Source organism: Corynebacterium sp. HMSC08D02 (genome assembly GCF_001807505.1).
In the GTDB taxonomy this organism is placed as follows: domain Bacteria; phylum Actinomycetota; class Actinomycetes; order Mycobacteriales; family Mycobacteriaceae; genus Corynebacterium; species Corynebacterium pseudogenitalium.
Genome location: NZ_KV789236.1, coordinates 447,273 through 470,281, shown reverse-complemented (window position 1 = coordinate 470,281; position 23,009 = coordinate 447,273). Strand labels below are relative to the sequence as shown.

Annotated in this window: 25 protein-coding genes; 6 read left to right on the top strand and 19 right to left on the bottom strand. The window is 62.9% G+C overall.

All coding sequences use genetic code 11. The features are described 5' to 3' along the window. Positions 1 to 530: 530 nt before the first annotated feature. Together HMPREF3170_RS03435 and HMPREF3170_RS03430 are read right to left on the bottom strand one after the other, a co-directional pair. Entirely contained in the window at positions 531 to 806 is a 276-nt protein-coding gene (locus HMPREF3170_RS03435; RefSeq protein ID WP_070362937.1) for a hypothetical protein, read from the bottom strand. Then, complete coding sequence (locus HMPREF3170_RS03430; protein WP_176754820.1) at positions 806 to 1,417, bottom strand: sigma-70 family RNA polymerase sigma factor; 612 nt, start codon at positions 1,415 to 1,417, stop codon at positions 806 to 808. The genes HMPREF3170_RS03435 and HMPREF3170_RS03430 overlap by 1 nt, the downstream gene beginning before the upstream one ends. Before the next feature lie 45 nt (positions 1,418 to 1,462). On the opposite strand from HMPREF3170_RS03430, the gene ybaK reads away from it, so the two are divergent. After that, a complete protein-coding gene (gene ybaK, locus HMPREF3170_RS03425) occupies positions 1,463 to 1,930 on the top strand; it encodes a Cys-tRNA(Pro) deacylase (protein WP_070477729.1) in 468 nt (155 codons plus the stop codon). Here ybaK and HMPREF3170_RS03420 read toward each other — a convergent pair. Next, positions 1,927 to 2,574 carry an SOS response-associated peptidase gene (locus HMPREF3170_RS03420; protein ID WP_070477727.1) on the bottom strand — a complete coding sequence of 216 codons (648 nt, stop codon included), beginning with the start codon at positions 2,572 to 2,574 and terminating at the stop codon, positions 1,927 to 1,929. The two genes, ybaK and HMPREF3170_RS03420, sit on opposite strands and share 4 nt — an antisense overlap. A gap of 21 nt (positions 2,575 to 2,595) precedes the next feature. Between HMPREF3170_RS03420 and aroA the strand changes: the two genes are divergently transcribed. Beyond that, on the top strand, positions 2,596 to 3,864 hold the full coding sequence (gene aroA, locus HMPREF3170_RS03415; protein ID WP_070477815.1) for a 3-phosphoshikimate 1-carboxyvinyltransferase: 1,269 nt from the start codon (positions 2,596 to 2,598) through the stop codon (positions 3,862 to 3,864). A gap of 10 nt (positions 3,865 to 3,874) precedes the next feature. Then, positions 3,875 to 4,897, top strand: coding sequence for a ribosome small subunit-dependent GTPase A (gene rsgA / locus HMPREF3170_RS03410; protein WP_070477725.1), 1,023 nt, complete (start codon positions 3,875 to 3,877; stop codon positions 4,895 to 4,897). On the opposite strand, the gene HMPREF3170_RS03405 is transcribed toward rsgA, so the two are convergent. Both HMPREF3170_RS03405 and HMPREF3170_RS03400 read right to left on the bottom strand, forming a co-directional pair. Further along, complete coding sequence (locus HMPREF3170_RS03405; RefSeq protein ID WP_070477723.1) at positions 4,871 to 5,365, bottom strand: DUF6912 family protein; 495 nt, start codon at positions 5,363 to 5,365, stop codon at positions 4,871 to 4,873. The genes rsgA and HMPREF3170_RS03405 overlap by 27 nt on opposite strands. Next, positions 5,365 to 5,778, bottom strand: coding sequence for an HAD family hydrolase (locus HMPREF3170_RS03400; protein ID WP_070362943.1), 414 nt, complete (start codon positions 5,776 to 5,778; stop codon positions 5,365 to 5,367). The genes HMPREF3170_RS03405 and HMPREF3170_RS03400 overlap by 1 nt, the downstream gene beginning before the upstream one ends. A 151-nt stretch (positions 5,779 to 5,929) precedes the next feature. Between HMPREF3170_RS03400 and HMPREF3170_RS03395 the strand changes: the two genes are divergently transcribed. After that, positions 5,930 to 6,337: a hypothetical protein gene (locus tag HMPREF3170_RS03395; RefSeq protein ID WP_070362944.1), complete on the top strand. Its 408-nt coding sequence runs from the start codon at positions 5,930 to 5,932 to the stop codon at positions 6,335 to 6,337. Positions 6,338 to 6,371: 34 nt separating this feature from the next. Here HMPREF3170_RS03395 and secA read toward each other — a convergent pair whose 3' ends face one another. From secA to HMPREF3170_RS03355, 8 genes are all read right to left on the bottom strand, one after another. Further along, complete coding sequence (gene secA / locus HMPREF3170_RS03390) at positions 6,372 to 8,912, bottom strand: preprotein translocase subunit SecA (protein WP_070477721.1); 2,541 nt, start codon at positions 8,910 to 8,912, stop codon at positions 6,372 to 6,374. Positions 8,913 to 9,123: 211 nt separating this feature from the next. Continuing rightward, the gene (gene hpf / locus HMPREF3170_RS03385; RefSeq protein ID WP_070477719.1) at positions 9,124 to 9,816 is read right to left on the bottom strand and encodes a ribosome hibernation-promoting factor, HPF/YfiA family; all 693 of its coding nucleotides are present in this window, start codon (positions 9,814 to 9,816) and stop codon (positions 9,124 to 9,126) included. 129 nt (positions 9,817 to 9,945) lie between these two features. After that, positions 9,946 to 10,590, bottom strand: coding sequence for a ComF family protein (locus tag HMPREF3170_RS03380; RefSeq protein WP_070477717.1), 645 nt, complete (start codon positions 10,588 to 10,590; stop codon positions 9,946 to 9,948). A 5-nt stretch (positions 10,591 to 10,595) separates the two neighbouring features. Further along, complete coding sequence (lpqB, locus tag HMPREF3170_RS03375) at positions 10,596 to 12,302, bottom strand: MtrAB system accessory lipoprotein LpqB (RefSeq protein ID WP_246814901.1); 1,707 nt, start codon at positions 12,300 to 12,302, stop codon at positions 10,596 to 10,598. After that, positions 12,292 to 13,926, bottom strand: coding sequence for an MtrAB system histidine kinase MtrB (mtrB, locus tag HMPREF3170_RS03370; RefSeq protein ID WP_305764002.1), 1,635 nt, complete (start codon positions 13,924 to 13,926; stop codon positions 12,292 to 12,294). The genes lpqB and mtrB overlap by 11 nt, the downstream gene beginning before the upstream one ends. 9 nt (positions 13,927 to 13,935) lie before the next feature. Then, positions 13,936 to 14,607, bottom strand: a complete 672-nt coding sequence (gene mtrA, locus HMPREF3170_RS03365) for an MtrAB system response regulator MtrA (protein WP_070477811.1) — start codon at positions 14,605 to 14,607, stop codon at positions 13,936 to 13,938. A gap of 18 nt (positions 14,608 to 14,625) precedes the next feature. After that, positions 14,626 to 15,231, bottom strand: coding sequence for a dTMP kinase (locus tag HMPREF3170_RS03360; RefSeq protein WP_070362949.1), 606 nt, complete (start codon positions 15,229 to 15,231; stop codon positions 14,626 to 14,628). Positions 15,232 to 15,261: 30 nt separating this feature from the next. After that, positions 15,262 to 15,621, bottom strand: a complete 360-nt coding sequence (locus HMPREF3170_RS03355) for a DUF4259 domain-containing protein (protein WP_070362950.1) — start codon at positions 15,619 to 15,621, stop codon at positions 15,262 to 15,264. A gap of 199 nt (positions 15,622 to 15,820) precedes the next feature. Here HMPREF3170_RS03355 and HMPREF3170_RS03350 point away from each other — a divergent pair, with 199 nt between their 5' ends. Then, positions 15,821 to 16,612, top strand: coding sequence for a hypothetical protein (locus HMPREF3170_RS03350; protein WP_141742172.1), 792 nt, complete (start codon positions 15,821 to 15,823; stop codon positions 16,610 to 16,612). On the opposite strand, the gene manA is transcribed toward HMPREF3170_RS03350, so the two are convergent. The 3 genes from manA to HMPREF3170_RS03335 form a co-directional block, all read right to left on the bottom strand. After that, positions 16,609 to 17,793, bottom strand: a complete 1,185-nt coding sequence (manA, locus tag HMPREF3170_RS03345; protein WP_070477809.1) for a mannose-6-phosphate isomerase, class I — start codon at positions 17,791 to 17,793, stop codon at positions 16,609 to 16,611. The two genes, HMPREF3170_RS03350 and manA, sit on opposite strands and share 4 nt — an antisense overlap. Positions 17,794 to 17,918: 125 nt before the next feature. Next, positions 17,919 to 19,304: a phosphomannomutase/phosphoglucomutase gene (locus HMPREF3170_RS03340; protein ID WP_070477711.1), complete on the bottom strand. Its 1,386-nt coding sequence runs from the start codon at positions 19,302 to 19,304 to the stop codon at positions 17,919 to 17,921. Positions 19,305 to 19,314: 10 nt separating this feature from the next. Continuing rightward, entirely contained in the window at positions 19,315 to 19,878 is a 564-nt protein-coding gene (locus tag HMPREF3170_RS03335; RefSeq protein WP_083290835.1) for a DUF3499 domain-containing protein, read from the bottom strand. Positions 19,879 to 19,915: 37 nt separating this feature from the next. Between HMPREF3170_RS03335 and HMPREF3170_RS03330 the strand changes: the two genes are divergently transcribed. Further along, positions 19,916 to 20,386, top strand: a complete 471-nt coding sequence (locus HMPREF3170_RS03330) for a metallopeptidase family protein (protein ID WP_070477708.1) — start codon at positions 19,916 to 19,918, stop codon at positions 20,384 to 20,386. 9 nt (positions 20,387 to 20,395) lie between these two features. On the opposite strand, the gene HMPREF3170_RS03325 is transcribed toward HMPREF3170_RS03330, so the two are convergent. From HMPREF3170_RS03325 to HMPREF3170_RS03315, 3 genes are all read right to left on the bottom strand, one after another. Then, positions 20,396 to 20,686 carry a WhiB family transcriptional regulator gene (locus tag HMPREF3170_RS03325; RefSeq protein ID WP_305083192.1) on the bottom strand — a complete coding sequence of 97 codons (291 nt, stop codon included), beginning with the start codon at positions 20,684 to 20,686 and terminating at the stop codon, positions 20,396 to 20,398. A 304-nt stretch (positions 20,687 to 20,990) separates the two neighbouring features. Beyond that, positions 20,991 to 22,085 carry a mannose-1-phosphate guanylyltransferase gene (locus HMPREF3170_RS03320; protein WP_246814900.1) on the bottom strand — a complete coding sequence of 365 codons (1,095 nt, stop codon included), beginning with the start codon at positions 22,083 to 22,085 and terminating at the stop codon, positions 20,991 to 20,993. A 25-nt stretch (positions 22,086 to 22,110) separates the two neighbouring features. Continuing rightward, entirely contained in the window at positions 22,111 to 22,983 is an 873-nt protein-coding gene (locus HMPREF3170_RS03315) for a glycosyltransferase family 2 protein (RefSeq protein WP_070477706.1), read from the bottom strand. Positions 22,984 to 23,009 lie beyond the last annotated feature (26 nt).

The following is a 23,009-nucleotide window of genomic DNA, read 5'->3' as shown; positions in this document are numbered from 1 at the left end:
AAGTTTATGCACCGCAACTATACATGGCCAATCCACCCAAAACACGACAACAAAACAGGCAAAAACACGCCTACAAAACTCGGATTGTTCAACACATCTAGCCCTACAACCTGCACACATAGCTTAAAAAACACTCAGAAACCATCGCAGCAAACCCAACATGTTCAACAAACCCACCGACACCTGTCGATGGGTGTTCAACAATCAACCCACCCGTATATTATGCGCATATATGCAAGGGTTGGTAAGAGATTGCTAAGCAAATCGGGATTACCAGGCACGACATGTGTCATTCGACACGTGTCGCCGACACTATTAATGCACAACCTTTTTATGTCAAAAACCTTTCGTGGTCTGGTGTAGCCAAACTTAGGCCCTATGGATGCGTTAGGCAGACCTTTTCGTGATCGTTGAACAGTTGCCACCCCCGTGTTTTACCCCCGTTGGGTTGGGTCGAAAGTATGAAAGGCCCGAACCAGCATGATGCTTGTACTGGTTCGGGCCCGGCAAACAACGCCAACACGCGGCATTTAACGCCGCTGAATACGCACCTCTGTGTAGGAAATTGAGGTGATAATCCGCTCCCTCAATACCCGTGGCGCGTGGGCCTGCCCGCAGCAGTCGCGCACAAGGCCACGGATCGCTTCCTCCGATTCAAGCTGGCGGAGGCAGTCAGGGCAGCTCGCTAATTCTTTTCGGATGGCGGCCACGCGCTCAGGTGGCGTGTCCGGCTGGAACAGCTCGCACAGCAGCTGGTGCATGCCGCGGCAGTCAGCTTCACTTGCGTGGTTATGTTCTGTTGCCATTACTTCTCCTCCACCTTCTGCTGCTTCAACTCCGCCATATCCGCATGGTCGAGCCCGATGCCCTGTTCATGTGCCACGTCTTTCAACATCTCGCGCAGTTGTTTTCTTCCACGGTGCAGTCGGCTCATGACGGTCCCCAGTGGAATGTCCATCACTTCGGCGATTTCCTTGTACGCCATGCCTTCGACGTCCGCGTAGTAGACCACCATGCGGTAGTCCTCATTCAGCGCGTTGAGCGCTTCGCTGATCCGCGAGTTCGGCATCGCCTTGAGCGCCTCAACCTCCGCTGATTCGAGGCCGGTCGAATCGTGCGAGCTTGTGGTGTACAGCTGGTGGTCGGTCACGTCCTCGGCCGAGGTTTCCAGTGGTCGGCGCTTCTTCTTTCTGTAGGAGTTGATGTACGTGTTCGTCATGATTCGGTACATCCACGCCTTCAGGTTGGTGCCTGGTTTGAAGCTGTCGAATGCGTTGTACGCCTTTAAGAAGGTCTCTTGCACGAGGTCTTCGGCGTCTTGGGGGTTGCGGGTCATCCGCAGCGCGCCGCCGTAGAGCTGGTCTAGCAGCGGCATCGCTTCCTCAGTAAAGCGTGTTTTGAGGTCTGTTTCGGCCATAGGGGCCATTGTAGCCAGCCGGGCGCGCGACGTAGCATCGTCTGTATGCAACGAACTCGTGCTTTGAAAGTTGTGGCGAAGACTCCTCATAAGGTGTTGGAGTACGCCGCGAGCCAGGATAATTTCGGTGAGCATTCGGCCCATGAGCTGGGGCTTGATCCTACGACGGTGCTCAAGACGCTGGTGGTGTCGAATGTGCAGGACCCGAAGAAGCTCGCTCTGTGCTGCGTGCCGGTCTCTGGGCACCTGAGTTTGAAGGCAGCAGCGAAGGCGCTGGGGTGGAAGAAGGCTGCGATGGCGGAGCTCGCACAGGCTGAGCACGCCACGGGCTATGTCGTGGGTGGCATCTCGCCGCTGGGCACGCTCAAGAGGCTCCCAGTGCTTCTCGACGCCACCATCGAATCCCTCGACGCCATCACCGTCTCCGCCGGTCAGCGGGGGCTATCCGTGCAACTGGCCCCGGGTGACCTGGCGAAACTGACGTCCGGGAAGTTCGCGCCGATCGGCGCCTAGATCGGTTGGATGAGCTCGGGCGAATCGTTTCGGACGTTGCCCACCTCGCGCCCAACCGCATGCCACTGCAGCTGCGGTGCCGCGCGCGAGGGAGAGATGAGCTCTTGAGCCTCTTCTGCTGTGCCTTGTGTCCACTGCTCGATTTCCTCAGGCAAGAGGAACAGCGGGAGCCGGTGGTGTAACCACGCGATACGTTCGGCGGCGTCGGTGGTGACCATGGTCGTCGAAAGCCGGTTAGCGCCGGTGTCCCACAGTGCGGCGGCGACGAGCATCCCGGACTCCGGGGTGACGTAGTAGGGCTGTTTTTCGTGCCATTCGTAGTAGCCGTCGAGAAGCATGATGCCGCGCTGCGAGCGCATTGCGCTACGGAACGACGGCTTCTCCGCGACGGTCTCCCCGCGCGCGTTGAACAGTGGCGGGCCGGAGTCGTCGCGCTTCCAGCTCGGGAGAAGGCCCCAGCGCGCGGCTTGGACGAGCGCCTCGTGTTCGTGGAAGCGCACGATGGGTACTTGGTGCGTCGGCGCGACGTTGTAGCGGGCGGGTGGCGTGCCGTCGGGCGCTACAACTTCGCGCACGCCTGGGAGAGAGCCGACGAATCCGAGGAGTTGCTCGCCGGTGCTAAACAAAACGAAACGGCCACACATTCCTCCATTATGATGTACGACATGACTGACTTGTGGCCAGCCCCCTCCATTGCCGACCCCGTCCGCGCCACACTCGCGCTGCCGGGGTCGAAATCGATGACGAACCGCGCCTATGTTCTCGCGGCGCTAGCCTCTGGCCCGTCGACGCTGGTCGGGGCGCTGCGCTCCCGCGACACCGACCTCATGGAGGCAGCCCTGGCTGCCCTCGGCGTGCAGTTCACCCACGACGGCGACACCGTGCACGTCCAGCCAGCACCGCTGCGCGGCGGCAACATCGATTGCGGCCTGGCAGGCACCGTGATGCGCTTCGTGCCACCCGTGGCAGCGTTCGCGCACGGCACCACCCGCTTCGACGGCGACCCGCACGCTCGCACCCGGCCGATGGGCACCATCCTGGATGCGCTGCGCCAGCTCGGCGCCGATATCGACGGGGAGCGCCTCCCCTTCACTGTCCACGGCACCGGCACTGTCGCAGGCGGGGACGTCAGCATTGACGCCTCCGGGTCTTCCCAGTTCGTCTCCGGACTGCTGCTTGCCGCGGCGCGCTTCGAGCAAGGCGTCACCATCACCCACACGGGCGACTCGCTGCCATCCATGCCGCATATTGATATGACGGTGGCAATGCTGCGCGAAGCGGGCGTCGAGACGCAGTGCGAGGACGCGACCTGGCACGTTGCCCCGCAGGAGATCCGCGGGAGGCGCTGGGAGATTGAGCCGGACCTGTCGAACGCGACGCCGTTTTTGGCCGCCGCGGCCATCACCGGCGGCGAAGTGCGCATCGAGCACTGGCCAACGCAGACGACGCAGGCGGGCGACGTAATCCGCGACATCCTGGCACAAATGGGCTGCGAGGTCGAACTATCCGGCAACTCACTGCGAGTGCAGGGCCCGCCCCCCGGCGCCCTGCAAGGCATCAGCCTGGACATGGGAGACATCGGCGAGCTCACCCCGACCGTCGCGGCGCTGGCCACGCAGGCGGCGACCCCATCGGAGCTGACCGGCATCGCGCACCTGCGCGGGCATGAAACGGACCGGCTGGCCGCGCTCACCACCGAAATCAACAGGCTTGGCGGCGCCTGCGAGGAGCTTGCCGACGGCCTCCGTATCCACCCACAGCCCCTCCACGGCGGCACGTGGCACTCTTACGACGACCACCGCATGGCCACCGCCGGCGCCATCATCGGCCTGACCACCCCGGGTGTGCAGGTGGAAAACATCGCAACGACGGCAAAGACCCTGCCCGACTTCCCCGCGATGTGGCACACCGCGCTCCAGCACGAAGAAGCATAGAAAGAACCCCATGGCACGCCGCAAGTTCAGCGATTACGACGAATCCGACGTCCGCGTCCGCCCCGGCCGCGGCTCGCGCCCCCGCACCAAGGACCGCCCTTCCTACGAGGATGCGCTCATCGGGATGGTGGTCACGAAGGATAGGGGGCGCTGGGGTGTCATGCTGGATAACGGCACGCTGGTTGCCTGCATGCGGGCGCGCCATCTGAAGCGCACCAGCATCGAGGTCGGCGACCGAGTCAGCGTCGTGGGTGATACCAGCGGGCGCAAGGACACGCTCGCCCGCATCGTGCTGCGCGCCGACCGCACCTCGGTCCTGCGCCGCACCGCGGACGACACCGACCCCTTCGAGCGTGTCGTCGTCGCCAACGCGGAGCTGTTGCTCATCGTGGTCGCCGCCGCCGACCCGCCGCCACGCACCGGGCTTGTAGAGCGCGCGCTCATCGCCGCATTCGTCGGCGGGGTGCGCCCCATTGTCTGCATGACAAAAACGGACCTCGCGCGCCCCGACGAGTTCATTGCGGAAATCGAGGACCTCAACGTCGAAGTCCTCACCGTAGGTATCGACGATCCCCTCGACCAACTCACACAACGCCTCAACGACCACGTATCGGCCTGCGTCGGCCACTCCGGCGTGGGCAAGTCGACACTGGTCAACCGCCTCGTCCCGGACGCGCAACGCGAAACCGGCGACGTCTCCGGCGTGGGCAAAGGCCGCCACACCTCGACGCAGTCCGTGGCGCTCGAGCTTCCGGGCGGCGGCTGGATCATCGACACACCGGGCATCCGCTCGTTCGGCCTGGCGCACGTCTCCCCCGACCAAGTCATCGACGTCTTCCCCGAGCTCGCCGAGGCAGCCCAGGAATGCCCGCGCGGCTGCACGCATGCCGGCCCGCCCACGGACCCGGAGTGCGCCTGGGACGCCTTCGAGGGAGGGGCGCTGTCGCGCCGCGTCGCCGCCGTGCGACGCCTACTCAGCGCGCTGCGCTCCAACAACGAGTGGGATCTAAAGCAGCTCGACGAGGAACGGTAGCTCGCTGACATCGTAAAACGCCAAGTAATTGTCCTGCGCGTCCCCGACAGCCAGCTCCGCGTCCTCGTCCCCGAGGTCTGCGGCGTCGATGTGTTCGATGGCCTTCGCCGTCGCCGCTTCTGCCTCTGCCAGGTCGATATGGATCGCGGCAACGTCCTCCAACCCCACCGGCCCAGACACCCGCACGACGGAGTCCCCCATGTCGTCGGCCTCCTCGGCGTCCACGTCCGCGGAGATCACCACACGGCGGTGCGGGAACCGATCCTGGTCACCAATCGCCAGCAGACGGATGGAGGCCAGCGCGGCGTCGTCAAACGCTACTGCCTCGATCTCCTCCTCATCGCCGGAGGTGAAGAACTCGCGCAGCGCCGTCGTCGCGGCGAAGCCCCACCCGTTGCGCGGGTGCAGCACCTTGTCTGCGGCGAGTCCCTCCACCATGGAGAACGTCGCGGGGATGTAGACGCGCATTAAAACTCCCCCTCGATATTGAACAGCGTCTGGATCTCCACCGCGGTGCGGTCAAACGCCGTGTGCAAAATCGCGATCATGCCGCACTCGACGGCCGAGCGGACGTTCATGATGTCGTCATCGATCATGACGCAGTCATTGAGCGGAATATCCAGCGCATCCGCCGCGGCCTGGAATGCTGCCGGGGACGGCTTCTCCGCACCAATGTCGCCGGAGAGCACCACCGCATCCACGACACCGCGGAACTCCCAGTCCCGCGCCGCGTCCGCCATTTGGCCCTCGGATTCCTCGTTGGACAAAATGCCTACGGCCTTGTCTTTCTCCTTCACAGCCTCAATCAGCTGCTGCCAGCGGCGCTGGTCCTCCGGGTCCTGGTCCAACACACCTGCGTAGTCAATAATGAGTCCCTGCATTTGGACGCCTCAATTCCTGTACTTCGTTTTCGGTTCTTCTGCAGTGCACACCAAAGTGCGCAAATTCTCCTAGCGCCCTCACGGCGCGAACGTGCACAATACTACCTACCAGCACCCCGCACCGTGCACAACGATACGAAAGGACCCCGCCGTGACCTACTACCCCGCCCCTGGCCACCAGCACGTTCAACTGCTCGTTCCCTCCCCGAAGCGCTCCGGACGCGCAGCGGAAACGCGCCGCCGCCAAGCACGGTACTCACCCAGCGACCCTCGCCGCACCGGATCCAACGTCGCCCCGCTCGTGCGCACAGCGCTCGCAGCAAGCTTCGGAGCCACAAACCTCCGTGCACTGCGCGCCGACCGCTTCTCGACGGCCGCCCGCACCAATGTCCGCGCCTACCGGCGCTTCCAGCAGCAACACGCGGGCCCGCCGCGCATCGTGACCTGCCACGCCCGCGACGGCGGCGAGTTCTTCGGCACCGTCGCCACAGGCCAAAAACGGTTCGGGTTCGTGGCAAAAATGGACAACGGCCGGCTGGTGTCCTTCAAAGTTTTGTAAGTGACACCACCCGGCCAGGGCCTACCTGTCGAACTTAGGCCTGCGCAGTCTCCTCCTGCGCGGACTCGAACTGCTTACGCATCATGAAGAGCTGGCGCACCGTCTCTTCCTGGATCGCCTCGTTCATAGCGTTGAACATGTCGCCGCCCTCCTTCTGGTACTCGACCAGCGGGTCGCGCTGCGCCATCGCACGCAGGCCGATGCCCTCCTTGAGGTAATCCATCTCGTAGAGGTGCTCACGCCACTTCGTATCGATGATCGGCAGGATCACCATACGCTCCACGTTGCGCATCTGCTCCTCGCCGCCGATCTCGGCAACGTTCGCCTCGAGCTGATCGTACTGCGCCTGGGCGTCGTCGATGAGTGCCTCGCGCAGCTGCTCAGCGGTGAGCTCGCCCGGCTTGCCGTACTCGTCGCCGTCGATAAGCTCCTGGGCCGTCTTCGACGGGCCGTACAGGGACTCGAGTGCGTGCCAGAGTTCCTGCAGGTCCCAGTCCTCGACGTAGCCCTCCATCGTCGCGCCATCCACGTACGCGCCGACAGTCGAGCTGATCATGCGGCGGACCTGATCCTTGATGTCCTTCGACGCCAAGATCTCCTGGCGCTCACCGTAGACCACCTTGCGCTGCTCGTTGAGCACCTCGTCGTACTTCAGGACGTTCTTACGCATCTCGAAGTTCTGGTTCTCAACCTGCGACTGCGCGCCCTTAATCGCATTCGACACCATCTTCGCCTCAATCGGAACATCGTCCGGAACGTTGAGGCGGTTCATCATGTTTTCCATCGACTGGCCAACGAAGCGAACCATGAGCTCGTCGCGCATCGACAGGTAGAAACGGGTCTCACCCGGGTCACCCTGACGGCCAGAACGGCCACGCAGCTGGTTATCAATGCGACGAGACTCGTGGCGCTCCGTACCGATCACGTACAGGCCACCGGCCTCACGCACTTCGTCGCCGAGCTGCTTCGAGCGCTCCTTCGCCTTCGGCAGCTGCTCGTTCCACGCCTCCTGGTAGCGCTCCTCATCCTCGAACGGGTCGAGGCCCTGCTCCTGCAGCTTCGCATCCAACAGAATTTCCGGGTTGCCACCCAGCACGATATCCGTACCGCGACCAGCCATGTTCGTAGAGACCGTCACCTTCGCCGGCAGACCAGCCTCCGCAATAATGCGGCCTTCTTCCTCGTGGTGCTTCGCGTTGAGCACATTGTGCTTAATGCCCTTGCGCGTCAGCAGCTGCGAGAGGTACTCCGAGCGCTCCACCGAGGTGGTACCGACCAGCACCGGCTGGCCCTTCTCGACGTGCTCCGCAATATCCTCCGCAACAGCGGCGAACTTCGCTTCCTGCGTCTTGTAGATCAGGTCGTCGCGGTCCACGCGCTGGTTCGGGCGGTTCGGTGGAATCTGTACAACGTCCATCTTGTAGATCTGGTGCAGCTCCGCCGCCTCAGTCTCAGCGGTACCGGTCATGCCAGCCAGCTTGTCGTAGAGACGGAAGTAGTTCTGCAGCGTCACCGTCGCCAGCGTCTGGTTCTCGTTCTTGATCTCGACGTTTTCCTTCGCCTCGATCGCCTGGTGCATACCCTCGTTGTAGCGACGGCCCGCCAGCACGCGACCCGTGAAGCTATCGACGATCATGACCTCACCCTGGCGGATGATGTAGTCCTTATCGCGCTCGAAGAGTTCCTTCGCCTTAATAGCGTTATTCAGGTAGCTCACCAGCTGCGAGTGCTCAGGCGCGTACAGGTTGTCAATGCCCAGCTGGTCCTCGACGAACTCCACGCCTTCCTCGGAGATACCAATGGTGCGCTTGCGGTGGTCCACTTCGTAGTGGATGCCCTCGCGCATACGCGGTGCGAGCTGCGCGAACACGGTGTAGAACTGGCTGGAGCCATCAACCGGGCCGGAAATAATCAGCGGGGTACGGGCTTCGTCGATAAGAATCGAGTCAACCTCGTCCACGATGGCGAAGTTGTGGCCGCGCTGCACCATGTCGTTGACCGAACGGGTCATGTTGTCACGCAGGTAGTCGAAGCCGAGTTCGTTGTTGGTGCCGTACGTAATCGCCGCGTCGTACGCCTTCTTGCGCTCCTGCGGGCGCATGTCGGACAGGATCACACCCACGTCGAGCCCCAGGAAGTGGTGGACACGACCCATCATCTCGGCGTCACGCTTTGCCAAGTAGTCGTTGACGGTAACAATGTGCACGCCCTTGCCGCTCAAACCATTGAGGTAGGCAGGCAGCACCGAGGTCAGGGTCTTACCTTCACCAGTTTTCATCTCGGCGACGGAACCGAAGTGGAGCGCGGCACCGCCCATGATCTGCACCTTGTAGTGCTTCTGCCCCAGCACGCGCCAGGATGCTTCGCGGGCTGTCGCGAACGCATCGAGCAAAATGTCGTCGAGCGAAGCGCCGTCGGCAATCTTTTGCTTAAACTCTTCCGTTTTGGCCTTCAACTCGTCATCTGTGAGTGCCGCGTACTCGTCATCGAGATCCATGACTTGATCAGCGATCTTCGAGAGGCGTTTTACCATACGCCCTTCACCCGCACGCAGCAGTTTCGACAGTCCAAACACGTTTCTAGAATCCTTCAAAAGTTAGAAAAACAAAGCGATCACGCCAGCTCTACGCGCTGCTTTTATGTACCAATCGGCCATTGTACGCACGCGTCAACGAAAACAGGCAATCACAACTGGTGGAATCAATAAGAAAAGAATGTGAAAACGCCGCCCGCCCGTACAAGCTTTTTGCTTACACAAGCAGGCGACGAATCATACAGTGACGACGCTACTTCTCGTCGTTTGCCTTGACCTCATCTTCTGGAGCCAGGGTGATCAGACCGTAGTCGTATGCGTGGCGGCGGTAGACCACTGCTGGACGCTTCGACTCTTCATCGATGAAGAGGTAGAAGTCGTGGCCAACCAGCTCCATCTCGGAGAGCGCCTCATCGACGCTGATCGGGGTATCCGGGTGCAGCTTGCGACGCACAACCTGGCCGAGCGGGGCATCCTCAAAGGTGCCAGCGTACGGGTCAGTGTCGTACTGGCCCTCCGCTTGCTTTGCGCGAGCATCCTCTGCCTCGTGCGCAAGCTCAGCTGCGATTTCGCCGGTGGACTTCGGTGCGCGGTGGCCGGAACGAGCAATCTCGCGGCGGACCTTCACCTTACGCAAGGAGCGCTCCAGCTTACCCAGCGCGGATTCAAGCGCTGCGTAGAAGCTGTCTTCCTTGGCTTCCGCACGTGCCAGGTGGCCCTTGCCGGTCGCAGTAATCTGCACGCGCTGTGCCTGTGCCTCACGACGAGGGTTCGGCTCGTGCTGCAGCTCAACATGGAAGAACGTCAACGTTGGATCAAGCTTCTCAATCTTGGCGAGCTTGGTGTTGACGCGCTCTTGGAAATGCTCTGGGACCTCGACGTTACGGCCAGTAATCGTAACCTGGGCTGCTGGTGCGAATCCGTCGGTGTGCTCTGCAGAAGTCATCTGCTTCCTCCCTAGCGTTGTTGGAACTGGGTCTATCACCACTATACAACTGGTAATAACCAATGGCTACGTATCTGTGTAAAACTCCCTGCCAGTTTGCTACCAGCGAACACCATGCGTGCTGCGCGGCTAGGCGGCGCACACGGCAACGCAGCTGACCACGTCAAACCCGTGCGCGAGCAGCACTTCTACGCTGGTCTGAAGCGTGGCGCCGGTGGTCACGACATCGTCGACAACAATGACGGGGCCAGCGCCGGTGCCCGTGTGCAGCGCCTCCCACCCGCGGCGCATCCGCACCGCGCCGGCCAAGTTGGACCGGCGGTGCGCCGCGTCCAACTCCGACTGGTCAGTCGTTGATTCCGCGAGCTCCAACACGTCCACCACCTTGCGCCCCGAACGCTTACAGATCACGCTCACCGGGTCCCCGCCGCGCTCCCTTGCCGAGGCCGCGCGCGTCGGCGCAGGGACCAGCAGCGCGTCCGGGTGAATCTCACCGCGAACCTCAAGAAAGGTCAGCGCCGCGTCCAGCACCGCCCCGACATGCTTGCGCACAGCCAAATTCCTGCGCTCCTTCATCGCGAGCACTACCCCACGGTGCGCGCCGCCGTACGGCCCGAGCGCGAACACCGGCACGTGCGGCAAGTGCTGCGGCGACACCCGGCGCGGCAGTGCCGACAGTTCAGTGCGGCAGGCTGGGCACAACACGGAGCCTGGGGTGCCGCACCCAGCGCAGTGGCGCGGTAGGAAGAGTTCACCAACCTCTGCGAGCGTCACGCCGCCTACCTCGCGATGATCGGCAGTGAGCGCACACCCTGCAGGCCAGGCACCTCGCGCCAGATCGGGGTGTCAGCACCACTGACGGGCATTTGCAAAATGGCGTTTGCGTCGGTCGCGTACAGCATGTTTGGCGACGCCGCCACGGCCACCACCGGCGCGGAGATGTTCCCGAGCGACAGCGCGGTGGTCGAGGATCCGTCCTGCTCCACACGCATCACGGGCGACGCCGGGTTCGAGGTGCCAACGATGAGCGAGCCGTCGGGATGCCAGTCCGCGGAGACCACGCTGCCACCGAGCTCGTAGCTGTACTCGAGAACGTTGACAATTGCGCCGGCGCCTGCGGCGCGCTGCTCGATGATGCCGGTGTACAGGCGGCCGTCAATCACCATGACGACGCGCGAGCCCGATCGGGAAAGACGCAGCACGGAAATGTTGCCGTCGACATCTTCGGGAAGATCAACGTGCACTTCCTCGGTGGTGACCTCCCCTGTCGCCGAGGATTGCGTGGAGCGCAGGATGTGCTTGCCGTCCGAAACGGTCCACACCGCCTTGCTGTTTGGCTCGAACGATGGGCGCGAGAAGGTCTCTGCCTTCACCACGTCCACGCTGCCGCCGGTGAGCTGCCCGAGGCGCAGCTCGGCGCCTTCGGGGCCGTCGCCGACGTTGAACACCGCGGCCCACTGCCCCTCACCGGAAATGTCGGCGGTGACCACGCTGTGCGTGTTGCCCAGCACACCGGCAACAGGCTGCGGGCCGCCGCCGGTGATTTGGGAGACGTGGCCGTCGGCAAGCGAGTACAGGGTGCTCTCCCCGACTTGCTCGACGACGGGGCTGACGTCGATGAAGTCGTCGGTGGTCAGTTCGCGGGCGCCGGTGATGAGCGGCTCGCCGTCGGCGAGGAGCGAAAACGGGCCGGTCACGCCTGCGGAGGCGAGCGTCCACACCACCTGTGCGGCGAAACGGCTGCGCGCGGCCTCGTCCATATTGCCGAGGCCCGCAAAGTGGTAGACACCGCCCTCGAAACCGGTGTAGCGCACCGTCGATGGCAGCGTCCCCATGATCGCGGGGCGCAAGCGGCTAGCCGGCCCTTCGAGCAGCAGCGAGATCAGCGTACTGGGTAGGAAATCGCGCGGCGCGTAGACCCAGCGCCGGTCGGTGACCAGCTCCTTGCCGGTCGGATCAAAGAAGTACAGGTTGTAAGGCTGGTATTGGTTGCGCAGCTCGGTGCGCTCCATGACCACGCCGGGCGGCAACGAGGAAATGCGCCACTGGCCGTCGACCTGCTCGAGCTCCAGCGTGGCCTCGTAGGTACCGCGCTCCGGAGTGAACACGCCACCACTGCCGAGCGCGCCGACCACGTTGCCATGCACCGCAAAACTGCGCTTGCTCCCCGAGCTGCCGGACACCGTATTCAACCCGATCCGGTCGACGATGAGCGTCTGCTCGTTGGCGCTCCACGTGGGCTTCGCGGCCTCAGTGAGGAAGGCGCGCGCCGCTTCGTAGTCGCCGGTTGGGATCGCGGAGGCCGCGTAGAAGTCACGCAGCAAAAGGTCCGGCTCGCGGTCCTTGATCGGGCCGATAATCTCCGACTCCGGCGCTTCCTCCTGGTAGGGCCGGAGCACATGCGGGTCAGTATTCGACGGCAGCGTCGCGCACCCGCCCAAGAGCAGCGTCGTGCTCATCGCTATAGCAAGGTACCTACGCTTCATGCACTTCATCTGGCTGCCTTTCCTCGTCCTGCGTTTCGACGTCCACTTCGACGCTGTCCGCGTCCGCCCCGGGTTCCAGCTCGAGGGGCAGAGGGGACGTCGAAAAGCCTGCCTCCGGATCCAGCGGCAGGACCAGACGGAACAGCGCACCGACGCCCTCTTCCCCGACGGCTTCCAGCGTGCCGTGATGCAGCTGCGCGTCCTCGCGGGCAATGGCCAGGCCAAGACCGGTGCCACCAGAGTGGCGCTTGCGGGACTTGTCGGCGCGCCAGAAACGGTTGAACACCAGTTCCTCCTGCCCAGGCTTGAGCCCGATGCCGTGGTCCCTGACCGTCACCGCGACGGCACTCTCGTTGGCGCGCAGTGTCACGGTAACCGGCCTGCCCTCCGAGTGGTCAATCGCGTTCGCAATGAGGTTACGCACGATGCGCTCGATCCGGCGGGACTCGCCCAGCATCATCACTGGTTCCTCCGGCATATCGAAGGAAACTTCCACGCCGAGCTCGTCCGCGAGGTGCTGCGTCTGCTGCCACGCCGACATGATCGGCGACTTCATATCCATCTGGGTGACGGACAAGTCGGCGACACCGGCGTCGTGGCGGGAAATCTCCAACAGGTCATTGAGCAGGGCCTCGAAGCGGTCCAGCTCGCGAGTCATCAGCTGGGAAGCGCGGCGGGTACCAGGCTCCAGGGTGTCCTCGTCGGCGGCGATCATATCCGCCGCCATCCGCACCGTGGTCAGCGGCGTACGCAGCTCGTGGGACACGTCGGACGTGAACTGACGCTGCAGGTCGCCGTAGCGCTCAAGGTGATCAATCTGCTGCGACAGCTTATCCGCCATGTTGTTGAAGGACAGCGCCAGCACCGCCATCTCGTCCTCGCCGTCGACAGGCATGCGCTCACGCAAGTGGCCTTCAGCAAACCGGCGCGCAGTACGCGACGCCGAGCGCACCGGTGCAACAATCTGTTGCGACGCCAGCCACGCAATGCCCACCAGCAGGACGCTGACGATCACCGTGGCCGTCGCTAAGATGCCCCGCATCAGCGCAAGCGTCGAGGCCTCATTGTCCATGTTCATCACAAGGTAGAGCTGCAGGTGCGGCACATCCGAAGTCGTCGGGGTGCCAATAATCAGGGCATTGTACGACGAGTGGTCGCCGCGCTGCACCGAGGAAAACTGGTAGGCGATATTGCCCTCAGCGACGTATTCCTCCAGCTTGTCAGGGATCTGGTACGACTCCGGCGAGGACGTAACAACCCCGTTCGGGTTCTTTACCACCAGCACAGGCTCATACACAGCAGACGCCTCCGAGTTTTGCTGCGCACGCTGCGTCAGCCCGGCGCGCGCCGAATTCAAGCGGCTCTGCAGTGAGGTCGCGGACCCCGAGTTATTAATCTGCTCCTCGACGGTCACACGCGCACGGTCTATCTCCGCGCTCGCCGCCTCAATCTTGGATGCAGCGATACGTTGGCTCACTACCGACGCCAGCGCAAACCCCAGCACCATCATCACCACGGCGGAGACGATCAGCACTGTGCCGACGAAGCGCACCTGCAGCGAAGTGCGCCACGCTTCTACGATCCGGTCCCTGCTACGTTTCAGTACGGCGAACAGGAGCGCCACCTCCCACTCTTACTTCACGGACTTGTAGCCCACACCACGCACGGTCTGGATGATCTCCGGGTGTTCCGGGTCGTGCTCAATCTTGGAGCGCAGGCGCTGCACATGCACGTTGACCAGGCGGGTATCGGAGTTGTTGCGGTAGCCCCACACCGATTCCAGTAGCTCGTCGCGGGAGTGCACTTGGTTTGGTTTCTTCGCCATCTCCAACAGGAGATCGAACTCGAGCGGGGTCAGCGCGATCTCTTCCCCGTTGCGGGTCACCATGTGCTGGGGGACGTCGATTACTAAATCGGCGATCTCGATGACGTCACCCGGCTCCTCATCCGTCCGGCGCAGACGCGCCCGAATGCGGGCGACGAGCTCCTTCGGTTTGAAGGGCTTCGTGATGTAGTCGTCCGCGCCGGACTCGAGGCCGAGCACCACGTCGACGGTGTCCGTCTTCGCGGTGAGCATGACGATCGGTACGGAGGATTCGCGGCGAATCGCCTTACAAATGTCGATGCCGTTCATTCCCGGAAGCATAAGATCCAGCAGGATCAGGTCGGGCTCGTACTCATGGAAGGCCTGGACGGCTTCGGCGCCATCGGTGACGGGGCGGGAGTCAAAGCCTTCGGCCTCCAGCACGATGGTGAGCATCTCGTTGATAGCTGGGTCGTCGTCAACGACCAGGATTTTCGACATGGACATTGGCAGCTCCTCTTAACGCGCGTTTTGTATTGCTTGGATAATAGCCGTGGCATCCGACGTGGAAATCCACCGACTCGCCCAGTCAGTCTCCGCGAGGCGGTTGTACTGGGCAAACGTCGCGTCCTGCAGCCCGCCGTCGCGCTCGTAGTGGTCGCGGGTGCGCGTCGCGTCCTGTGCTTCTCTGCGCTGCGCGCGCTCCCGCGCAACGCTCGGGGAGGTAGCGACGAGCACCTGCAGGTCGGGCTTCGGCAGCCCAAGCTTTCCGAACTCGAGCTCAGCAACCCACTCCGCCGCGGCATCATCCCCAGTGCGCGCCGCGGTGTAGGCGGCGTTGGAGGCAACGTAGCGGTCAAGCAACAAGATCCGATCTTGTGTGTCCTGGTACTGCTCAAGCTGCGCCTTGGCACCAAAACGGTCGAGCGCGAACATCGTCGCCATCCCGTAAGCGGAATCCACCAGGTCACCCATCTTGCCGTACAAGGCGTCCTGTGCCAGCTGCGCGTGCAGCGAGTCCTCGTAGCGTGGGAAGGACAGCGTGTCCGCGCCGTATTCCTCCACAATGCGCTTCACGATGGTGTTCTTCCCCGCCCCATCAATGCCTTCGATGGCGATGATCATGCCACAGACCTCCTAACGGCTACTGGCCCCCTACGCGAGCGCTTCCAAGAACTGTTCGACGTCCTCGTCCTCTTCATCGCCAACAGCCTCAAGGAGCTCGGCTGCGCTCTCGATGAGCTGCTCGTCAAGCTCACCGCTGTTGCCGCGGATGAAGGGGAAACGCTCCGCGATCTCACCGGCGGAAAACGGCGCGCCGGCCCAGATCGCGGTGATGGTCGCCGCAGCGAGCCCGTTGGTGCGTTCTTCATCTGAGGCGCTGTCCTGGTCAGCGGCTAGCAAGACGGCATCACGGACAGCTTCCAGAATGTCTTCTTCGTCCAAATCCGCGATCTCGTCGAGAAAATCAATGTTGTCGTCGTTGGAGAAAATCTTCTGGTCCCAGCTGCTCATCAGTGTTTCCTTTCAGGTGGGGGCTGTATATACCCTGCAATCTACACGGCACGGCACGCATTGCGAACTCCCCTGCTTCCCACCTGATAACCGCGTGGACACACTCTTTTCAATGTCCGACTTCCGTGCTATAAACATTTCAAGCAACGAAATTGTTATCGTTTTGTAATTCTGGAAATTCTGCGGCGAAGGGCAACGTATGAATCAGACGCAAAGGAGAGTCGCCACGTTCATGGCGCTCGGCATCTGCGTTGCCATCGCAGTGGGAGTCGTGGTCTGGAACGCGTCCTCGCCGGGGCGCTCGAACGCCACCACACAAGCAGGCTTCATTGAGACAACCTCCACCACGTCTGCTTCTTCCTTATCGACGACCCCTTCGAGCTCTGCACGCTCTTCCCGGGGCGACTCCGCAGCGTCGCACACCGCCGATGCGTACATTGCCACGACTGCGCCGTCTGCCTACAACCTATCCGCGGACCCGCTGGCCCCTGCGCACGCGTTTTCCGGTGCGCCAGCCGTAACGGAGCCGACGAAACAGTACCGCCCGTCGAACGTGGCCCCGGCCGCGCCTGCGTCGCGCCCAGCTGGTCCCGCCCCAACAGCAGAGCCGCAGCGCCCGAAGCAGCGCTCCCCTCGCCCCGACACGCCGGACGCACCGAACGTTCCAAGTACCACGTCGAGCACCTCGCGGCCACGGGCGACGCAGCAGGCGCCAACCACAATTTCGACGCCAACCACCATTGGCTCGACGCAGCCGGCATCCCCGACGGTGCTGCCATCTGAGCCGACGCAGAAGCTTCCCACCCCCACGACGTCAGCGCTACACCCCGGCGCCGCAGCGACGACATCGCTGCCAGTTAACACGCCAACACCAACGAGCGAAGAGTCGGCTCAAGCCTCACAGGAAGACGCATCAACTACTTCCGAAGAGCCAGCCTCCCAAGAAGACGCAGTACCCACAGCCGCAACTGACGGGCAGGGGCCTGCCTAGACCCGCGCGTAGAAGCACTGCGCGGAGGTACCCTCCGCAACCTCGAAGGTCACAGCCGGGTCGGCGGCTGGGATCCACGCCGCCTGACCAGGCTTCAGCACAAAGTCGCCCGCGCGCACAGTTCCCTCGGTACACAGGACGATGGCGGGGCCGTCGGTGTCCACGAGCAGCGGATGCTCGGCGTCGATACGGTGGGCACTCATAATGAAGTCATCCACCGGCAGATGGAAACTCACTTCGTTGTCACGCTCGGTGGTGTTCGCGAACGGGTCCTCCAACGTGGAGAAGTCCAGCACCTTGACCAGCTCAGGCACGTCCACGTGCTTCGACGTCAGTCCACCTCGAAGCACGTTGTCCGAGTTCGCCATGATCTCCACGCCGAGCCCGGACAGGTACGCGTGCAACTGCCCGGCTTGCAGGAAAAGCGCCTCCCCCGGGCGCATCTGTACATAGTTCAGCAGAAGTGCTGCGAGGACGCCGACGTCGTTCGGGTACTTGTCGTGGACCCGCAGGAACATCGCAGCTAGCGGACGAGCCGCGCCAGCTCCGGCGTCATCCGCGACGCGCTCGGCGGCCGGAACGATCGCGTCAATCAGAGTCTTACGCACGTCCTCGGGCAGGGAGATGAACGTCGTGAATACCGCACGGAGTCCAGCTTCCTCCGAAGTGGCGTCGAGAAGCGAGGCGTAGTGGTCAAGCTCCTCGCAGTTGAGCGCGGCGAAGAACTCGCGAGTCTGCGCAAGCGGGCGGAAACCGGCGAGGGCCTCGAACGGGGTGAGCGCCACGATGAGCTCGGGCTTCGGGTTCGGGTCCTTGTAGTTACGCGTCGGATCGTCCAGGCCGATGCCTTCTTCTTCCTCGCGCGCGAACCCCGCCTTCGCCTGCGAGCGCGACGGGTGCGCCTGGATACTCAGCGGCTCATCAGCGGCGAGCAGCTTCAGCAGGAACGGCAAATGCGAGCCATAACGGTCCGCGACGCGCTTGCCCAGCGTGCCTTCGGGGTCCGCGGCAATCACGGCGTCGAGGCCCCGGCCTGCGACTTGGGAAGGTGCGGCACTATGGGCGCCGAACCAGAGCTCAGCCTCCGGCGCCTCGCTGGGCACCTGGGTGCCACGCAGCTGTGCAAGCAACGTGTGTGACCCCCACGGGTAGTTCCGCAGAGCCCCCTGTAGGTGCTCCATAAGTGTCTCCTTCGCAAGTTCCGTCAGTTCCGTCAGTTCCGTCGGCATTGAAACGGTTGAAACAACAGCGTTCCAGGATACCAGCGAGGCGCCGTTTCACGGAACAGCGACGAAGACCACCTGCACTATTGGCGAATCACAGCCAAGACTTCCCGCACAATCTCGTCGACCTTCGCCTTCGTTGGGGCCTCGACATTGAGTCGCAGCAGTGGCTCCGTGTTCGACGCACGCAGGTTCAGCCAGACCGGCCCGGGGGCACTGTCTTCGTCGCGAAGTGTGACCGTAACCCCGTCAAGACGGTCGATGTCCGCGACGCGGTCACCAAGTGCCTCAAGAACACGCTCGGTGGCAGCCTCTTGGTCATCGACGGTGGAGTTGATTTCCCCGGACGCCTCGTAGCGTTCGTACTGGGCCATCATCTCACTCAACGGCTTGTCCTGCTCCGCCAATGCCGCGAGCACATGCAGCGCCGCGACCAGGCCAGAGTCCGCGTTGAAGAATTCCGTGAAGTAGTAGTGCGCGGAGTGCTCCCCACCGAACATGGCACCTGTCCGCGCCATCTCAGCCTTGATGTACGAGTGCCCCACTCGGGTGCGCACGGGGTTTCCGCCCTGCTCACGGATAATTTCCGGCACTGCACGCGAGGTGATCAGGTTGTGGATAATGGTCGCGCCCGGGTGCGTCGCGAGCGTGCGAGTAGCCACCAGTGCCGTAATCGCCGATGGAGATACCGCCTCCCCGCGCTCGTCCACGACGAAGCAGCGGTCCGCGTCACCGTCGAATGCCAGGCCAATGTCCGCCTTCTCTTCGACAACGAATCGCTGTAGATCCACAAGGTTCTTCGGGTCGAGCGGGTTAGCCTCGTGGTTCGGGAACGTGCCATCGAGCTCGAAGTAGAGCGGCCGAATATCCAGGTCTCCGAGCACCGCCGGGACAGTCAGCCCGGCCATGCCGTTCGCAGCATCGACCGCGACCTTTAACGCCTTGCCCTGCGGCAGCGGCACAAGCTGCCGGAGGAAACGCGCATAGGAGTCGAGCACATCCCGCTTCTCGACGCTCCCAGCTTCGCCCTCAAACGCCGGAACCCCCTCGATGAGCATGCGGCTGATCTCGGACAGGCCCGTATCAGTACTGACCGGCGTAGCACCCGCGCGGCACAGCTTGATTCCGTTGTACTGGGCAGGGTTATGGGAGGCGGTAAACATCGCGCCGGCACACTCGAAGGTGCCTGCTGCGTAGTAGAGCTCGTCGGTCGAGGTCAGTCCGAGGTCAAGAACGTGCAGCCCCTGCGAGGTCGCACCCTCTGCGAACGCGGCGGAAAGCTCCGGCGAGGATGGCCGCATGTCGTGTCCGACGGCGATAGTTCGCTCGCCCTCGCTGTAAAGAATGTGGGCGAATGCTGCGCCTACTGTGCGGACTGTGTCTGCATCAATGGTGGAGCCAACAACGCCGCGAATGTCATACGCCTTAATAAGGTCCTTCAAGGACTCATAGGTGTGCTCAATAGCCATACAGGCAATCTTAGTTGCTGTGCTCCTCGCCGGTATCTTCGGCGTCTTCAGCGGCTTCGGCTGGGTCAGGGACCACGTGGAGGTGGGAACGCCGCGCATCTTTCTCCGCGGCGAGGTGCTCCTCGATCCGCTTCGTGCGGTGCACCGGGTGGTTCGAAGTCGACGGGTCGTTAAAGTCCTTGGTGGCCTCGTACTCGATTGGATCTCCGCCGTTGTCCACCAGCCCCGTGGTCACACGGCCAGCCTCCCGGACGGCCTGCGCCAGCGCCGTGAGCTCCTCGTCCTCGAGAGCGTGGGCTTCGTCGTCAAAGATATCGACGGCCTCTACTCGCACGAGCTCCCAGCCAACGGGAGCCGTGATGTGCGCCGAGTGGCGCTCACAAAGGTCCCACGCGTGGGGCTCGGGGTTCGGCGAGAGCGGGCTGATTACTGCTGTCGATTCCGAGTAGGCATAAATCAGCGTGGCCACAGCAGGCCTGCCACAACCAGGACGACAACACCGACGGAAAGTACTCACGCCGTCTAAGCCTAAACCCCAACTTGAGATTTTGGTAGTACGGCCCCGGCGCGCCATGCCCGGTGCAGCGGCAACATCTCTAGAATCTGGGTGCATGAACGCGCCAACTCACCACCTTCGGACCGCGCGGGACCGCCACGGTCGTGGGGCCCGCGGCCCGCTGCTGCCCGTTGGTGTTCCGCGTTATCGAACCCGCTCCGCACAGTTCGATCAGCTAGTACTGGACACGTACGCACCACTGCACAACGCATACTTTGAGCAGCTGGCAACGGTGGACTTGGCCGTCGATACGATCCCCCGGATGCGCCTAAGCCCCGACGTCGCGCGCTTCAGCGATGAGATTGTTGCCGACGGCCCCGTCCCACTCGGCCGAATCTTGCAGGCGGGCGTGGACCGTTACGGGGTGCCCACCCGGGCGCGCTTTGTGCTGTTTCGCCGCCCGATTGAGCAGCGCACCGAAACGGCAGAAGAGCGGTCAGCCCTCATTCATTGGGTACTGACCGCCCTTGTTGCTTCATATATCAACCTGGACCAGCGGGATATCGATTCAGACTTTCCCTGGTAGTGCAGGCGTTTAGCCGATCTGCTTCTTCAAGCGGCGGCGCTCACGGTCCGAGAGGCCACCCCAGATGCCAAAGCGTTCGTCGTGCTCGAGCGCAAACTCGAGGCACTCATCGCGCACGGCGCACGCTTTGCAAATTCGCTTTGCCTCGCGAGTCGAGCCACCCTTTTCCGGAAAGAACGCCTCGGGATCGGTTTGAGCACACAGCGCTTGATCTTGCCATTCCTGCTCGACGGCACCGAACAGCTCATCGAAGCTCATGCCGACCGCGGCTACGCCACGGATGTCAGCACCATTCGCCATGTCTTCCACGCCGTCCCCTTTCTCCGTCGTTCTTCGTTTCGGCCAGCTGCGTCGTCTACCCGCTTGAGGGGTGCGACGAGTGACCCTTGCACTCATGCGATTACACACCGAACCACTAAATAGGTGCAAGCTATCGGGGTGAAACCTTGACCTTTCCCGCAAGAATTGCACGCCATCAGTCACACGAGTCACAACAGTCACAGGGGGCTAGAAACGGGGGTACAGCACGGGGGTACTACATGTGGTAGGAGAATTAGCTACCCCTTACTAACGGGCCAGAAATTCCACCCATACGGCGTGTCGCTTACGCATCTGGGGAAAAGCGCACTCCCGAATCCGGAATCGTCACACCAGGCCACACTCGCATGCCGCCCTGCAGCTCGCAGCGCGCCCCAATCTGTGCGCCCTCTCCGATCACGCAGCCGTCGATGCGCGAGTTCGCGCCAATCGTGGCACCCGAGGCGATGATGGAATCGCGGATCACGGCACCGGGCTCAATAGTGACCCCATCGAAGATGACGCTGTCATCCACGCGACACCCGGCGCCGATCTCCGTGCCGCGTCCAACCGCGGTGCCGCCCATCAAAATGACACCACCCGCGACGCCAGCGGATTCGTCGATAAGCGCCTCACCGGTCTGGCCCTCCAGCAGCGGCGAGTACGCAATACCGCGCACCACGTCCGAGGAGCCCTGCACGAAATCCGACGGCCTACCCATGTCCCTCCAGTAAGAGGTATCCACGTAGCCGACCATCTTCGCGCCCGACTCAAGCAAACCAGGGAACGTCTCGCGCTCGACAGAGACCACGCGACCAGCCGGGATCTGCTCGATGACTTCGCGGCGGAACACGTAGCACCCAGCGTTAATCTGGTCGGTCGGCGGATCCTCCGTCTTCTCCAAGAACGCAAGCACATTGCCGTCCTCGTCGGTTGGGACGGAACCGAACGCGCGAGGATCGGGTACGCGGACCAGGTGCAAGGTCGCGTCGGCGTCCTTCTCCGCGTGGTAGTCCAAAATCTTGCTCAGGTCAGCACCGGACAGCACGTCCCCGTTGAACACCATCGCGTTATCGAAGCGCAGCTTGTCGGCAACGTTTCGGATCGCGCCCCCGGTACCCAGCGCCTCTTCCTCGACAACGTACTCAATCTCAAGACCGAAGTCGGAGCCGTCGCCGAAGTACTCCTCGAACACCTCAGCGCGGTACGACGTCCCCAGCACCACGTGGCGCATCCCCGCCTGCCGGATCCGCGCAAGCAGGTGCGAGAGGAACGGGTGCCCTGCGGTCGGCAACATCGGCTTCGGGGTACTCACCGTCAACGGACGCAGGCGCGTGCCGCGACCACCAACCAAAATGACCGCGTCGGTATTCTCCGGGGTCACGGTGCGGGATGCATTCACGTGGAATCCTTTCAAAGCGTTCTTCTTATTTACTGCGCGAAACAAACAGTGCCGCCCGCACTTTCAAACCGACCCACAGCAGCGCGCGCAGCGGGGCCTGCCACCAGTGCGGGTGACGGTCAGACTGGAAACGATATGCGGAAGTGTGGTGCGCCGGCACCGTGACTCGCTGGAACTTGCTAGCAACATGGCCCTGGTCATGCACGATGACCGAGGAAGGGCAGTACACGTTCTCCCATCCGGCGCGGCGCAAGCGGTCTCCGAAGTCAACGTCCTCGAGGTACATGAAGTAGCGCTCGTCGAACCCACCAATGGCGTCGAAGGCGTCCCACCGCACAAGCAGGCACGCCCCAGAGAGCCAGCCCGCACTGCGCTGGTGGTCCATGTGTTGTTCCGCCTTGTACGAGGCAGAAAATGGGTTGGACGGCCACACCTCATATAACAAGGCGTGCCCCACGCCGGTAATGATGCCCGGCACCTCTCGCGCACTTGGGTACAGGTTGCCCTCGCAGTCCTCAATGCGCGGCCCTACGGCGCCCGCCTCCGGTAGCGCGTCCATGCAGGCGCGCAGCGTGTCCACGCTCCCCGGCTGGAACACCACGTCCGGGTTGGAGATCAAGAAGTAGTCACCGTTGATCTCTCCCCGCTCGCGACGTGGCCGCAACTCCCGGACCGCGGCGTTGATCGCAGCGCCGTACCCGATGTTGCCGCGGGTGCGCAGCAGTTCGACGTTGTCGTGTTCACGTGCGGCAGCCTCCGGGGCACCGTCGGTAGAGCCGTTATCTGCACAGATAAGCAGTGTTTGACCCTCGGTGGCGTCGTCAAGCGAAGCGATGAGCTGCGCCAAGTGCTTGCCTGGCGAGTACGTCACCGCCACCACGGCGAGTGGAGCTGTCATAGCTGCCTGCCCCTCCTATCGGTCCT